This window comes from Oceaniglobus sp. K40-3 (assembly GCF_055808395.1).
In genome coordinates, this window is record NZ_JBVVRW010000002.1 from 14,662 (window position 1) to 28,087 (window position 13,426).

At 63.9% G+C, this 13,426-nt stretch carries 13 protein-coding genes; all 13 read left to right on the forward strand.

All coding sequences use genetic code 11. The annotated features are described in order from the left end of the window. Positions 1-240 precede the first annotated feature (240 nt). The 13 genes from AC0L7P_RS18075 to AC0L7P_RS18135 all read left to right on the forward strand — a co-directional run bounded on the left by AC0L7P_RS18075 (position 241) and on the right by AC0L7P_RS18135 (position 13,403). A complete protein-coding gene (locus AC0L7P_RS18075; protein WP_473435558.1) occupies positions 241-918 on the forward strand; it encodes an AAA family ATPase in 678 nt (225 codons plus the stop codon). Beyond that, positions 902-1,162 (forward strand): hypothetical protein, encoded by a 261-nt coding sequence (locus tag AC0L7P_RS18080; protein ID WP_473435559.1) that lies wholly within the window; start codon positions 902-904, stop codon positions 1,160-1,162. Before AC0L7P_RS18075 ends, AC0L7P_RS18080 begins: the two co-directional genes overlap by 17 nt. After that, on the forward strand, positions 1,159-1,983 hold the full coding sequence (locus AC0L7P_RS18085; RefSeq protein ID WP_473435560.1) for a replication initiator protein A: 825 nt from the start codon (positions 1,159-1,161) through the stop codon (positions 1,981-1,983). The genes AC0L7P_RS18080 and AC0L7P_RS18085 overlap by 4 nt, the downstream gene beginning before the upstream one ends. 544 nt (positions 1,984-2,527) lie before the next feature. Further along, positions 2,528-2,911 carry a sugar 3,4-ketoisomerase gene (locus AC0L7P_RS18090; protein WP_473435628.1) on the forward strand — a complete coding sequence of 128 codons (384 nt, stop codon included), beginning with the start codon at positions 2,528-2,530 and terminating at the stop codon, positions 2,909-2,911. Between the two features lie 3 nt (positions 2,912-2,914). Continuing rightward, positions 2,915-4,024, forward strand: coding sequence for a DegT/DnrJ/EryC1/StrS family aminotransferase (locus tag AC0L7P_RS18095; protein WP_473435561.1), 1,110 nt, complete (start codon positions 2,915-2,917; stop codon positions 4,022-4,024). Continuing rightward, positions 4,021-6,564, forward strand: a complete 2,544-nt coding sequence (locus AC0L7P_RS18100; RefSeq protein WP_473435562.1) for a hypothetical protein — start codon at positions 4,021-4,023, stop codon at positions 6,562-6,564. The genes AC0L7P_RS18095 and AC0L7P_RS18100 overlap by 4 nt, the downstream gene beginning before the upstream one ends. Next, positions 6,491-7,186, forward strand: coding sequence for a hypothetical protein (locus AC0L7P_RS18105; protein ID WP_473435563.1), 696 nt, complete (start codon positions 6,491-6,493; stop codon positions 7,184-7,186). Before AC0L7P_RS18100 ends, AC0L7P_RS18105 begins: the two co-directional genes overlap by 74 nt. A gap of 47 nt (positions 7,187-7,233) precedes the next feature. After that, positions 7,234-9,780, forward strand: a complete 2,547-nt coding sequence (locus AC0L7P_RS18110; protein WP_473435564.1) for an O-linked N-acetylglucosamine transferase family protein — start codon at positions 7,234-7,236, stop codon at positions 9,778-9,780. 99 nt (positions 9,781-9,879) lie between these two features. Beyond that, positions 9,880-10,707 (forward strand): sulfotransferase family protein, encoded by an 828-nt coding sequence (locus AC0L7P_RS18115; protein ID WP_473435565.1) that lies wholly within the window; start codon positions 9,880-9,882, stop codon positions 10,705-10,707. Between the two features lie 288 nt (positions 10,708-10,995). Beyond that, on the forward strand, positions 10,996-11,739 hold the full coding sequence (locus AC0L7P_RS18120; protein WP_473435566.1) for a hypothetical protein: 744 nt from the start codon (positions 10,996-10,998) through the stop codon (positions 11,737-11,739). After that, entirely contained in the window at positions 11,687-12,715 is a 1,029-nt protein-coding gene (locus AC0L7P_RS18125; RefSeq protein ID WP_473435567.1) for a calcium-binding protein, read from the forward strand. The genes AC0L7P_RS18120 and AC0L7P_RS18125 overlap by 53 nt, the downstream gene beginning before the upstream one ends. Beyond that, the gene (locus AC0L7P_RS18130; protein WP_473435568.1) at positions 12,712-12,930 is read left to right on the forward strand and encodes a hypothetical protein; all 219 of its coding nucleotides are present in this window, start codon (positions 12,712-12,714) and stop codon (positions 12,928-12,930) included. Before AC0L7P_RS18125 ends, AC0L7P_RS18130 begins: the two co-directional genes overlap by 4 nt. After that, complete coding sequence (locus tag AC0L7P_RS18135; RefSeq protein ID WP_473435569.1) at positions 12,876-13,403, forward strand: M10 family metallopeptidase C-terminal domain-containing protein; 528 nt, start codon at positions 12,876-12,878, stop codon at positions 13,401-13,403. The genes AC0L7P_RS18130 and AC0L7P_RS18135 overlap by 55 nt, the downstream gene beginning before the upstream one ends. The last annotated feature ends 23 nt before the right edge of the window (positions 13,404-13,426 follow it).

The window sequence follows — 13,426 nt, forward strand, 5'->3', positions numbered from 1 at the left end:
TTTCCCCCATGCCCGCCCGACCGTGGCAAGGGCTGAGGCGGCCCTTCCACAACCGGACGGCACCTGTAGGTACCTGATGGTACCTTTTGGTATTCTCTGGTACTGTACCGTACCAACGTAATTCTTACGTATTCCAACGGTACCACCGGAATACATACCATTGGCATGGTAAGGCATTCGTTGACATACCTGTCGTTCCTTACTATTTCGTATCAATACCATTGATATCCTGAGGTAGACATGCCTGTAATTTCATTCGCGACATCGAAAGGCGGGGCGGGCAAGACGACATCCGCAATCGTTCTCGCCACGGAACTGGTCGAAGGGACGGATGTCATCATGATTGACGCCGACCCCGCCAAACGTCTGTCCCACTGGGCGGATATTTCCCCCCTGCCCCATGGCCTGCGGGTTGTCACCAGCCAGGGCGAACGCACCATTCAGGATGAAATCGCCGACGCACAGCGCAGCGCCACATTCGTGATCATCGATCTGGAAGGGTCCGCCAGCCGGCTGACCTCATTTGCCATCGCCGAATCCGATCTGGTCGTCATTCCCTCGGGCGAAGAACAGCAGGATGCCGACGCCGCCGTGGAAACCCTGGCGGAAATCGAAATGGAGGGCAGGGCGCGCCGACGGGTCATTCCCACGGCGATCCTGTTTGCCCGCACCTCGGCTGCGGTGAAAAGCAAACTGGAAAAACACATCCACCGCGAACTTGCCAAGGTGGGCCGGGTCATGCAGACCGAACTGCACCGCCGCACCGCGTTTTCATCCCTGCACAACGCCGGGGGCGGGTTGCGTCAGCTTGACCCCGCCGACGTGAATGGAATCGACAAGGCCAGGGCGAACGCCCAGGCCTATGTCTCGGAAATAATCGACATCCTCGAGGAAAGCCGCCATGCCCAAACCGCTTGATACGAACCGCCTGAAACAATTCGAAACCAAGGCACAAAGGGACGTGCCGCAACCCGCCCCCACGCCGGTGCCCCGCGACAGCGGCGAACGCTGGCCCAGCCGCGAACCGGTGCGCGACGGCCAGATCAGCATCAAGGCCCCGCTGGATGTGATTGACCGCTTCAAGCGTATCTGCAAGGAGGACCGGCGCACCTATGCCGACATGCTGCGCATCCTGATGGACGGTTACCAAGCCCCGAAATGAGCACCCAACGCGAACAACTTGACCTTTTCGTCGCCATCGTCGGGGATATTCCCCTGCGCGATGACCGCGAAATGATGTCGGCCCCCATGGTCAGCCTGGCCAAACGCAGCCCCATGCGGCTCGATTGGGAAGGGCCGTCGGGGCAGAAGGTGACGATCACCGCCTCGGAACAGACCGGCGGTATCGCCACCATCTATGATTTCGACATCCTGCTCTGGGCCATTTCACAGATCAACGCCGGGGTGGAGCGGGGCCAGAAACCCGGCGCGACGATCACCTTCCGCCCCTATGACCTGCTCAAGGCCGTGGGCCGCGCCACGGGTGGCAAGAATTATCAGCAGTTCAAGGCGGCCATTGCCCGGCTTCAGGGAACGCGGATCGAAACCACGATCCGGCGCCGCGAAAAGGAACGGATGGAGGTGTTCAACCTTCTGGCCGATTATACCCTGGACGAAGACGATCACGGGCGGCCCCTGGGCGCACAGATGACCCTGCCGCGCTGGATTCACCGCGCCGTCGTGGAGGGCAGGGAGGTGCTGGCCATTTCGCCGCTTTATTTTGAGCTGTCGAGCGGGCTGGACAGGTTTCTTTATCGTCTGGCCCGGCGCCATGCGGGCAACGGCACCGACAATCCCGAAGGCTGGATCTTCAGCTTTCGGGATCTGCACAAACGCACCGGATCACCCGCCCCCTTTGGTCAGTTCTCACGGGATCTGCGCATCGCGATCAAACGCGACACCCTGCCCACCTATACCATGAGCGAAGAAAAAGGCGCCAACGGCCCCGTGCTGCGCCTTGAATGGCGCCGCCTGTTGCTGTGACACGGTGTATCACACACTTTCCCAGGGCACGGTGTATCACACACTTTCAAAACAGGGTCAGATCCCGAATCACGGTGCATCACACACACGAATCGCGGTGCATCACACACTGCGACACGGTGCATCACACACAGCCCCCATGCGGCAAGCCTTTGTAAAAAAACATCGAAATCGCACTTTCGATTCGGTCTAACTGTTTTAACTATTCTTATAACTTAGGGCCTGCCCCCAGAAATCTGTGAAAAACACGCACGCCTCTGGCCCAAACCCCTGCGCATCCCCCAAACGCGCCAGATCACCCGCCCTGAGCCCCGCATCCCCCATCCCGGTTTCATATTCAATCCAACCGATGACCATAACGCGCCCAGACGGGTACCCCCCTTTGCGCCTCGGTTGAAGAGCAATGAACATCGTCGTATAGCGATGGGCAGCCCCGCGATTTTCGCGTCAGATTGTTTTTTACAGATACCCTATTTCACAAGAGGCCCGGAATGCAGGACGCCGAGACAACCGCCAAGGGTCCACATCTTCTTGATGCTCCGGCATTTGTGGATGGGCGCGGCTCTCTGGGGGTTCTGGAAGGGGGGATCTGCCCTTTGATATTGCCCGTATATATTATCTTTATGATGTCCCCATCGGGGCGGTGCGCGGTGAACATGGGCACAAGCGGTTGCACCAGTTGATGATCTGCATGCATGGCCAGACCGAAATCACCCTGAACGATGGCCAACAGCAATATCCCTTTACCCTGAGCAGCCCCTCGCAGGTGCTTTATGTCCCCCCCGGCATGTGGCGGCGCCTGCGGTTTTTGATGCCTGAAACTGTTGTCTGCGTTCTGGCCTCGCGCCCCTATGAGGTGGACGATTATATTTATGAATACGAAGATTTCCTGACATGGGTACGTCAGGGCAAGCCAATGCAGGATTGAGACATGCGCGAATACCGGTTTCTGGACGTTCGATTTACCTATGACACGCTGAAACCCGAAATGGATGCGGCTTACGCCGATCTGATGGACTCGGGCATGTATATTGGCGGCGATGCCGTGGCCACGTTCGAGGCGGAATTTGCCGCCTATTGCGGGGCAAAACATTGTGTTGGCGTTGGCAACGGGCTGGATGCGCTGGTGCTGCCCCTGCGGGCCCGGGGGATCGGGCCGGGGGATGAGGTGATTGTGCCGGCCAATACCTTTATCGCCACATGGCTGGCGGTGGTTCAGGCGGGTGCGCGCCCGGTGCCGGTGGACGCTGACCCCGACACCATGAACATCGATCTTGATGGCATCGAGGCGGCAATCACCGAACACACCCGTGCCATCATGCCCGTGCATCTTTACGGCGCCCCCGTGCCCTGCACCGGGTTGCGCGCCCTGGCCGAGGCCCGTGATCTGGTGCTGATCGAGGATGCCGCCCAGGCCCACGGGGCGCGGGACGGAAACCGCATGGCCGGGGGGCTGGGCCATGTGGCGGGGTTCAGTTTCTATCCGGGCAAGAACCTTGGAGCCTTTGGCGATGGCGGGGCTGTCGTGACCGATGACGGCGATCTGGCCGATGCGGTGCGGATGCTGGGCAATTACGGCGCCCGGGTCAAATATCAGCACGACACCGCCGGGGGCAATTCGCGGCTGGACCCGCTTCAGGCGGCGTTCCTGTCGGTCAAGCTGCGCCATCTGGACGACTGGACGGCGCGGCGGCGCGACATTGCCGATATTTACAACGGGGTGCTGGGGGATGTGCCGGGGCTGCGGGTGCCGAAACTCTCGCCTGATGTGCAATCGTCCTGGCACCTTTATGTTCTGCGCCACCCCCGGCGCGATGATCTGATGGCGGCTTTGGCCGAACGCGGAGTGCCCACGGCCCTGCATTACCCCCAGGCCAATCATCACAGCGGGGCCTTTGCCGCCGAATATGGCGCCATGTCATTTCCCGTGACCGAAGAGATCTGCGCCACCTGTCTCAGCCTGCCGATCGGGCCGCATCTGTCGCTGGAGGACGCCACCCGGATCGCCGGGATCGTGGCCCAGACGGTGAAAACCCTGTGACAGGGCAGGCTGTCGTGACTGTCGCTGATCCCCCGGCCCCGCAGGCGGCCCTGGCGCTGGAAACACTGGTCACGGCGGTGTCCCGCCATGGGGGGATGGCGCCGGGGGATCAACCGGCGGCTTACGGCGCGCTGTTTGATCTTCTGGCGCCGCTTGCTCAGGGGGATATTGACCCGGTGGGGTTTGACCGCCCGGCCACGATCCATCTGGTGTCGCCCTGTGACATGCCCCTGCAACAGCGCGCCGCCCTGATGATGGCCCTGCACGCCCGCCCGCACGAGCGGCATGTGGTGCTGTTCACCGGGCCGCCCCCGGGGGCGCAGGCTGAATCCCTGCTGGTCGGGCAGGGCGCCTTTGTGGTGCGCGGCGATCCGGGTGCGGGGCTGCTGGATCGCTGGCTGTGGCTGCGCACCCGGTTGGAAACACTGGTGGCGCAACGGGTGATGATCCATGCCCGGCGCGATGATGTTCTGGCCGGACTTGCCGCGCGTCTGCTGGCCCCGGTCTATGGGCGGCGGCTGTATTTGCTGCACCACACCGAAGGCGGCGATGGTCTTGCGCCGCAACTGATGGGGGCGGGCTTGGCGCAGGCCACCCATCTGGTGGCGCACCCGGCGCAAAAACCAATGCTGCGCGCGGCGTTTGCGGCGCTGGGGGGCAGGGCGCGCCTGCGGCTGGCCCATCTGCCGAAAGGCTATGATCCGGCCCAGGCGCCGGTGATCAGCGACAGCAGGGCAGAGCAGGGCAAGGGCCTGCGCGGCGTTCTCAGACGGCTGCGCCACGGGCAAAGGCATCTGACCCAAGCCCTGACCCGCATGGCGCCCTCGGCGCTGACCGGGCCGGTTACCGCCTCAAGCGGTGATCTGCGTGACATGTCTCAGGCCGAGGCGCGCGTTCTGGCCGATCTTCTGATCCCCCTGATCCGGGAAGGCGGCGGGCGGCATCTGCACTTTGGCCCGGTGGCGGATCCGGTTGTCTCAGCCCTTCAACAGGCGCTGGAAGATGCGGGGGACAGCGACAGGCTCGACTTTACCGGTCTGGAACTTTCCATTGCCAATGCCCTGCGCTGGCACCGGGTCGATCTGTTTCTGGGGGCGCTGCCGGGCATTGAAACCTATGGTCTGGCCGAGGCGCTCCAGGGCGGAACACCCGTGGCCCTGCATGCCGATGCGGTGCTGCCGGGGGATGCGGCCCTGTCGGCCCTGATCTGGCAAGACCCCGCCACGCTGGCGGCCGCCCTGAAAGGGCCGCAAAGCGCCCTGCCGCCCCTGGCGCGCGCCCGTTACAACCGTCGCCTGTCACCCGAGGCCTTCGGCCGCCGCCTGACCCGGATTCTGGATGTCACCGAAGGGGCGATGACCAAGGCGATCCCGCCCGAACAGATCCGCGCCGCCACCGCCCCGCTGTTCGACGGCGAATGGTACCTGCGCCTTAATCCCGATGTGGCCAAGGCGGGCGAAGACCCCCTTGAGCATTACCTGAAATGGGGCGAGGCCGAGGGCCGCGCGCCCAATCCGCTGTTTCACCCAAACCATTACTCCGCCAACCTTGCCCCTGCCGATCGCCCCCAGACCGGGCTTCTGGCCCATTATGCCCTGTACGGCGAGACCCGGGGCCATGTGCCCCATGCCCTGTTCGTGCCGGCCTATTGCGCCCGGTTCCTTACCCCCATGGAGGGGGACAAAACCCCCAAAACCGTTCTGGAGCATTATCTGGCGCAGGATGCTGCCGATACGCCGCCCCATCCCCTGTTTGATCCGGCGCATTATGCCCGGGCGCTGGCCCTGCCGCCCCGGGATCAGCCGCTGGTGTTGCATTTTCTTGAAACCGGCGCGCAAGACGGGCTGTCGCCCCACCCCCTGATCGAGGCCGGGAAGCTTGAAAAATGGGGGGACGATCCCCTTGCCGCCCTGATCTGGTGGTTGTCCCGCCCAAAGGCCGGCCCCGATGAACCCGCCCCGGCGCTGTTGTTTGACCCGGTCCATTTCTGTGGCACGGAACAGGCGCGCTATGGCCATGGCGCCCCCAACCTGCTCTGGGCGCATCTGATCGAGGGCAACCGCGCCGACCAGGGCCCGCACCCCTTTGTCTTGCCCGCCCATGTGGCGCGGCGCCGGCCCGATGTTCTGATCCATAACGCCCGCCCGGTTCTGATGGATATGGTGCAGGGGCGGCTTGACAATATCGACACCCACCCGCTGATCAGTGTGGCGCATATTCTGGCCCAGGCCCCCTGGGTGGCACAGGGCGGGCAGCATCCCACCCGCTATTTCACCGAACGGGCCACGGCCGAAAATCTGGATGCCCACCCGTGGTTTTCCACCCAGGTCTATCTGGCCAACAGCCCCGATGTCGCGGCGGCAAACCTGAACCCGTTGCAGCATTACCTGACATACGGGCAATACGAGGGGCGGCTGCCGCATCTGTTCTTTGACGGCAACGATTATTACCGGCGGTATCTGCGCGATGCCGGGGGGCTCGCCGCTGCTGGATTATGTGGCGCGCGGGGCAGGGGCGTTTCGCACGGTTCTGCCCCATGACGGCGCCGCGCGGGCCATGGGGGTGCGCACCGCCCGGGCCCTGTTCACCACCAATGCCGCCGTGGGCGAGCCTGAGGCCGTCCTGCTGGCCGCGATCCACCCCGACTGGGGGGCGGCCCATCCGACCCTGAGCGTGCGCCGTGCGCCCATGGTCAAGGAGCGGGCCAAGGGGGCGCCCAGCGATGCCCGGGCGCTGTATCCTGCCGCCGATGTGGCCCTGTCGCGCCCGGCGGTGATGGCGGGGTTCTATCTGGCGCCGCCTGCTGTTCGCTATCGGGCCCCCGCCGTTGGCGCGGCCCTGTGGCGCGGGGCCACGGTGATTGGCGGGGCCGACGGGTTTCTGACCTCTGATGGCCATTGGCAGGCCGAAGGCCCCGAGCGCGGCCCCCTTCCCGGTACGGCCGAGGCGGGCAATGCCGATCTGGCCCTGCGCTCTGGCACCGCTGTGGTGGCCTGTCGCAAGGGCGCGGTGCTGTTGCGCCATTTGCACGGCGAACAGGGGCTGGGCCGGGCGATCATGGCCTGCGGCAGCCGCAGCGGGACGTTCGATCATTTCCTGCTCGAAGTCTTGCCACGGGTTCTGGCCGCCGCCGAAATCGCCCCCCGGACACGCCCCTTCTGACCGAAGACGATCTGCCCGATCAGCACTATCAGGCCCTGCGCCTGTTGTTGCCCGAGCATCCGGTCCTGCGCCTGTCGCGGGGGACCACGGTAAAGGTGGCACAGCTTTTCGTGGCGGATATGGCCAATCATCTGGCCACCCCCCGGGTCGAAACCGACCCCGCCGCCCAGCCGGGGCCGGCGGCCCTGTGCCTGCATCCCGCCGTGATCGAACGTCTGAACGCCATCCCCCGCCAGATGGGCCTGGGCGGTGCCGCAATTCCGGGGCGGCGGATTTTCGTGGTGAATGCGGATCAGAAAGAACGGTGCATCCTCAATCTTGAGGACGTGACCAAGGCCCTGAGCGGGTTCGGCTTTGTGACCATTCACCCGGATGCCCTGTCGTTTGGCGATCTGGTGCGCGAAATTGCCGGGGCCGATGAAATCGTGCTGGCCGATGGCCCCCATTGGGCGGCTTTGGGTTTTGCGCGGCCCGGATGCCCGGTGCATGTCCTGCTCAGCAATGCGCCGGGAACAGATTATCACCGGGCCGATCTGCTCGGGCGGCTCAGCGGGCTGTCAATGATCAGCCTGGCCGGCTGGCAGTTGCAGGGCAGTGCCGGGGCGACCCTGCCCCGCCGCGAGGCGCATTTCACCCTGCCCCTTGAAAACATCACGGCCTTCTTTTCCAGCCGCGATGAAACCCTGCCCACCACGCTTTCCGGTCATTTTTCCGGTCTTTATGCTTTGACGCATTCAGCGGATGTATTGACGGGGGCCTGGGCCGTTGTTGCGGGGGGGACGCCGGAGGGGTTTTCGGCGCGGCTTTCGGGGTTGCGGCGGGGGGCGGTTTTTGGGGTTTCGGAGGCGTCTGAGGGGGCGCTTTCGCAGCTTTGGGATGAACGGTTTTTTAAGGATTACGGGCGTAATCTGCGGTCGGGCTATCTTGCCTTTGCAGGGTTTGACGACGCGGAACAGGCGCTTGCGGCGCGGGTGCTTGCGCGGTTGCAGGCCCTGGCGACGGGCGAAACAGAGGAGCGTGACGACGACACGGATGACATAACCGACGCGCGGCGCCTGTTGATGCTGGGGATGCTGCTGCTGGAAAACTGGCGCGTGCCCCTGCCGCGCGACCCGCTGGCGCTGCCCCGCGATGTGCTGGAACGCTGGCTGCATTGGGCGAGCCTGCCGCCGTTCCTGTACCGCGCGGGCGATGACGCGGGCTGGGTGGCCCATGTGGCGGCCCTGCTGAACTGGGTCGCCGATGGTCTGGACGCGACGCAGGGGGCCACCACGGGCGCGCAGGGGGAACTGCGCGCGCGGCTGCTGCGGCTGATTTCGGGGCTGGACCTGGGGCAGTTGTTGCTGGTGGATGTGCCGCTGAACGCCGTGCAGGGCGCGCGCAACCGGGTGTTGGACCACGTCGCCCTGCGCAGCGGCACCCCCCGGGTACAGATGCGCCCCGAGGCCCCCGTGTCAGGGGCGCCTGCCGGGCGGCGGCGGATCGGCATCCTGTGCCGGACCTTTGAAAAAGGCCCCGACAGCGAGGCGGTGGTCGCCTTTGTGCAGGGTCTGGATCCGGCCAGGTACGAGGTGTTCGCCTATTCCGTGGGGTTCCGCGACCGGGTGGTCAGCCGCGATCCGGCGTTCGATGCCCGGTTTGACAGCGTGATCGCGCACCGGCGCGACCTGCCCGGCGATCCGTCGGGCATAAGGGCGCGGATACTGGCCGACGATCTGGATGTGTTTGCCTATGCCAACGCCACGACCTATGGCATTCAAGCGATGGATCTGGCGCTGTTTCACCGGGTGGCGCCGGTGCAGGTGGTGCTGAATTCGCACCTGCCCATGGCCATGGGTTATCCGTCCTTCGATGCGGTGATCACTGGCGAAAGTGATGATCCGGCTCAGGAGGTGGCGCAGGCCCAGCATTCCGAGCGTCTTTTGCGGGTGCCGGGGCCGGTGATTGCCTATCTCAACACCTTGCAGCCGCGCGAACGCCCGGCGCTGGACCGGGCGGCGCTGGGGTTGGCCGACAGCGATGTGGTGATGATGAACGCCGGGTCGTCGATGAAACTGCGCCACGACAGCCTGCGCGCGATGATGCAGGCGGTGGTGGATGTGCCGGATGGGGTGTTGTTGCTGGCGCCCTATAATCCGGGCTGGGCGGCGCGCAGCCTGGCGTTTGCGTTCAACGTGCAGGTGGCGCGCACCGCGGCCGAGGTCGGGCTGGACCCGGCCCGCATCCGCATTCTGGGTGAGTTGAGCGTGGCCGAGGCCGAGGCGGCCCTGTCCTGCGCCGATGTTTACCTTAATCCGTTCCCCCATGGGGGCGCGACGATGACCCATCTGGCGCTGATTTACGGGGTGCCACCGGTGACATTGCGCCGGAATTCGACCCGCTCGATCGATCAGTTTCTGGTGGCATCCCTGGGCTTTGGCGAACTGCTGGCCAGCAGCGTCGAGGAATACATCGACCTGGCCCGCAGCCTGGGCCGCGACGCCCCCGGCGCAAATCCCTCGCCACCCGCCTGCGCAAGGCCGCAAGAACCCCCGTCTTCGTCGACAGCCCCGAACACGCCCAAAACATGCAATCCGCACTCGAAACCATCATGAAATGGAAAGACGAAGAACAGTGAAGGACCACCCAAACCCCACTGGTCAAACCTGTTCCTTGCCACTAAATCATCCCTCACCGCGCAAGGAGAGAACTCGATGACGCAAAAAACTGAGACCCCGCCCGAGGGCAAGCCACCGCGGCAGGTGATATTTGTCGGTGGTGCGCCCCGTTCGGGCACCAGCGTCACCCATGCCTTGCTGTGTACGGCAGAGGCGGTGAACCGGTACCACCCCGAGATCGGCTATGTGCGCCCGGTTCTGGAATCCTATGTCGTGGGCATGAAAACCTGGAAGGTTCACACCAAGAGCTTTTTCAGCGAACCGGAACATTTCAAGCTGCACATCCGCAAGCTGCTGCATATGCAGATGAGCCATATCTCGCGGGTTCTGGGCTTTCCCCGCGTGCTGTGCGTCAAGGATCCTCTGCTGACCCCGCTGTTTCCCCAGATGCATCAGGTCATGGGCTGGCCGACCCGGTTCGTGACCGTCGTGCGCCACCCCCATAATGTTGTGCGTTCGTTGCAGGAGGTGGTGGAACGCCGGGGCGATGATTTTGATGATGAGCTGATTGAGTTCGCCGTCAATGATTATCTAAACAGTTACAAGCACCTGGAAAGCCCGGTCTTGCAGGACGCGCTGTTCTGTCTGCGCTATGAGGATCTGAACGCGCCTGAAACCCTTGATGCCCTGCGCAAGTTCACGGACCTTCCCGGCATTGACCCGGATACGATCTGGGGCAAGGACAAGCATCAGGCCTCGGCCGCCGCTTCGGCCGATCCGTGGTTTTCGCCCAAGTATCATCAGCCGATCGACCTGCAAAGCCGCCTGTCGCCTCTTGCGCCCCATATCCGGGACGTGGTGAACGATGTGTGCGGGGCATTCATGGCCGATTACGGCTATAACCCCGATGGCACCTGGGAGTGATCCTGCACCGGCGATCCTGATTGCATTGTTTCTATTTGCCCCAATAGGAACACAGTCTGAATAGGGTTCATTAGCCACCCTTCCTTATCTTTTCCCATGCACGGGGGTGTATGGGACGAGGTTTGATGGGATGGTCGGGTTGCAATACCTGGCAACGCTTTCGGGCGGTGCCGCCCCGTTTTCCGTGGGCATCACGGATCTGGAAATCACCACGATCGGCGGGCGTGTTCAGCTGTATTCGATGAACCGCCCGGGGGCGGGGGGCTTGGCGCCTATGATATCACGATCATGGCGGCGCCTGCCCTGTTGTCACAGCAGGGGTTCCGGTCGGGGGTGACCCATCTTGGGATACCGCAGATATCTGTGGTGCACGATGGGGATGATCCGTTCATCCTGCCCGCCGGGATGAACCAATCCCATGCGGCGGCCTATGTGATCAACGCCGATGGGCAGATCGGCGGGCAGATGCAGTTTGCCGCCCAGGCGGCGCCGCCCACAGATCTGATCGCCCTGAGCGAGCTGCCCGGCGGCGGGGCGCAGAATTTCATCGTTGCGGCACGTTCGGGCATGGCCGCGCCCTTTGTCTATGAGATGGCCGCCGATCATCGGCTGCGGCTGGTGTCTTCGGCTCAGGGGCAGTCGCCGGGCGATGATCTGACGGGGCTGGCCTCGGTTCATCTGGGGCAGGCGCATATTGTTCTGGCGATTTCGCCCATGGGCAATCACGTGACCAGTTTTCAGGTCGACGGGGCCGGGCGCATTTCACAGGCCGACCGTCTGGAAAGTCTGGCCAGCGGTCTGGGGTTCGATATGCCTGGTGTTCTGGTGACGGCGGTGGTTGGCGGCACGGGCTATGCCATTCTGGGCAGTGCGGGCAGTTCCTCGCTCACCGTGCTGCGCATCGGGGCCGATGGCACCATGCAGCCCATCGAACATGTGATTGATACGCTGGACACCCGGTTTCAGGGGATTTCCGCCCTTGAAACATTCACCCTGGGGGATCGGGTGTTCGTTCTGGCGGGGGGCGGATGATGGGATCAGCCTGTTTGCCCTGCTGCCGGACGGGCGGCTTATTCACCTGTCTGCCCTGGCCGATACTGCGGGAACCACGCTTCAGAATGTGACGGCGATTGCCGCAACCACCGTGGGTGATCAGGTGCAGATTTTCGTGTCCGGTGAAGGCGAGGCGGGGATTTCCCAGTTCACCCTTGATATTGGCACCCTGGGAATAACCGGGCAGGGCGGCGCCGGGCTGATGGCCGGATCGGCGGGGGCCGATCTGTTGCTTGCCGGCGCGGCGACAACGGGGCTGAGCGGGGGCAGCGGTGATGATATTCTGGTGGCGGGCGCGGGCAATCTGGAAATGCGCGGTGGGGCGGGGCAGGATGTTTTCGTTGCCCGCCACAATGGCGCAACCCTGACCATACTGGATTACGAAACCGGGGTCGACCGGCTGGATCTGAGCCTGTTTCCCATGCTGCGCAGCCTTCAGCAGGTGCAGATCACGCCCACATCCCATGGGGCGCGGATCGAATTCGGGACGACGGTGATTGAACTTGCCGCCGCCGACAACCGCCAGATCGCTGTTGCCGCATTCACGGACGCCGATCTTCTGGGCCTGACACGCTATACCCCGCCAAGCCCGCCTGCCATGCTGACCGGAACACAGGCGGCCAACCGGCTGGATCTGGAAAACGCCGGGGGATCGGCGTTCGGGCTGGCCGGCAATGATATAATCACCAGCGGCTGGGGCGATGCGTTTATCGGCGGCGGGCCGGGCAATGACTGGATCAGGGTGATATCGGGCCAGAACCGGATCTGGGGCGGAACCGGGGCCGATACAATTCTGGGCGGCAGCGGCGCGGATGAGATTTATGGCGGCGGCAGTGGTGCGAACCATCTGTCGGGCAATGATGGCAACGACACGATCACCGGCGGGGGCGGCAACGATCTGATTGCCGGGGGGCGGGCAACGACAGGTTGCTTGGCGGCGCGGGCAATGACGTGATCTATCTTGGCCTTGGCGATGATTTCGCCGGGGGTGGGGCGGGCAATGATCTGATCATCGGCGGCGCGGGGCGCAATATCATCTATACCGGCACCGGTGCGGATACCGTCGAGGGGGGCAGCGGCGCCGACAGGATGTATGGGGCCGGGGGGCAAACCGGTTGTTCGGGTATGGGGGCGATGACTGGATGTCCGGGGGCAGTTGGCACGATCTGATCGCCGGGGGGGCGGGCAATGACACGCTGTTTGGCGGGGCCGGTGATGATGCGCTTTACCTTGGGTTTGGCAATGATTTTGTGGGCGGGGGTGCGGGCGATGATCTGATTGTGGGCGGCGCCGGCACCAACCGCATCTATGGCGGGGCGGGCAACGACACGATCCATGCCGGCACCGGGCGTGATGTGATGACCGGGGGTGCGGGGGCGGATGTCTTTGTTTTTGCCTCGGCGGCCCATGCCGGGGTCGGGGCGCTGCACGATGTCATTACCGATTTTCAGGTGGGGGCCGATCATCTGGATCTGAGCGCGCTTGGCCTGCGGTTTGTCGGCCCGGCCGCCTTTGGCAGGGCGGGCGATCTGCGCTATATTCCCGGCTTTGTGCTGGGTGATCTGGACGGCGACGGCATCAATGATTTCACCATCCAACTGGTGGGTGTTTCGGCATTGTCGGCGGGGGATTTCATCTTCTAGGACTCCGCTCTGGCCATCTTTTG

Coding starts and splice junctions, on each gene's coding strand:
- AC0L7P_RS18095 (WP_473435561.1), top strand. CDS start 2,915: ATGCGCGAATACCGGTTTCTGGACGTTCGATTTACCTATGACACGCTG.
- AC0L7P_RS18075 (WP_473435558.1), top strand. CDS start 241: ATGCCTGTAATTTCATTCGCGACATCGAAAGGCGGGGCGGGCAAGACG.
- AC0L7P_RS18105 (WP_473435563.1), top strand. CDS start 6,491: ATGCCGGGGGGCTCGCCGCTGCTGGATTATGTGGCGCGCGGGGCAGGG.
- AC0L7P_RS18085 (WP_473435560.1), top strand. CDS start 1,159: ATGAGCACCCAACGCGAACAACTTGACCTTTTCGTCGCCATCGTCGGG.
- AC0L7P_RS18080 (WP_473435559.1), top strand. CDS start 902: ATGCCCAAACCGCTTGATACGAACCGCCTGAAACAATTCGAAACCAAG.
- AC0L7P_RS18115 (WP_473435565.1), top strand. CDS start 9,880: ATGACGCAAAAAACTGAGACCCCGCCCGAGGGCAAGCCACCGCGGCAG.
- AC0L7P_RS18120 (WP_473435566.1), top strand. CDS start 10,996: ATGGCGGCGCCTGCCCTGTTGTCACAGCAGGGGTTCCGGTCGGGGGTG.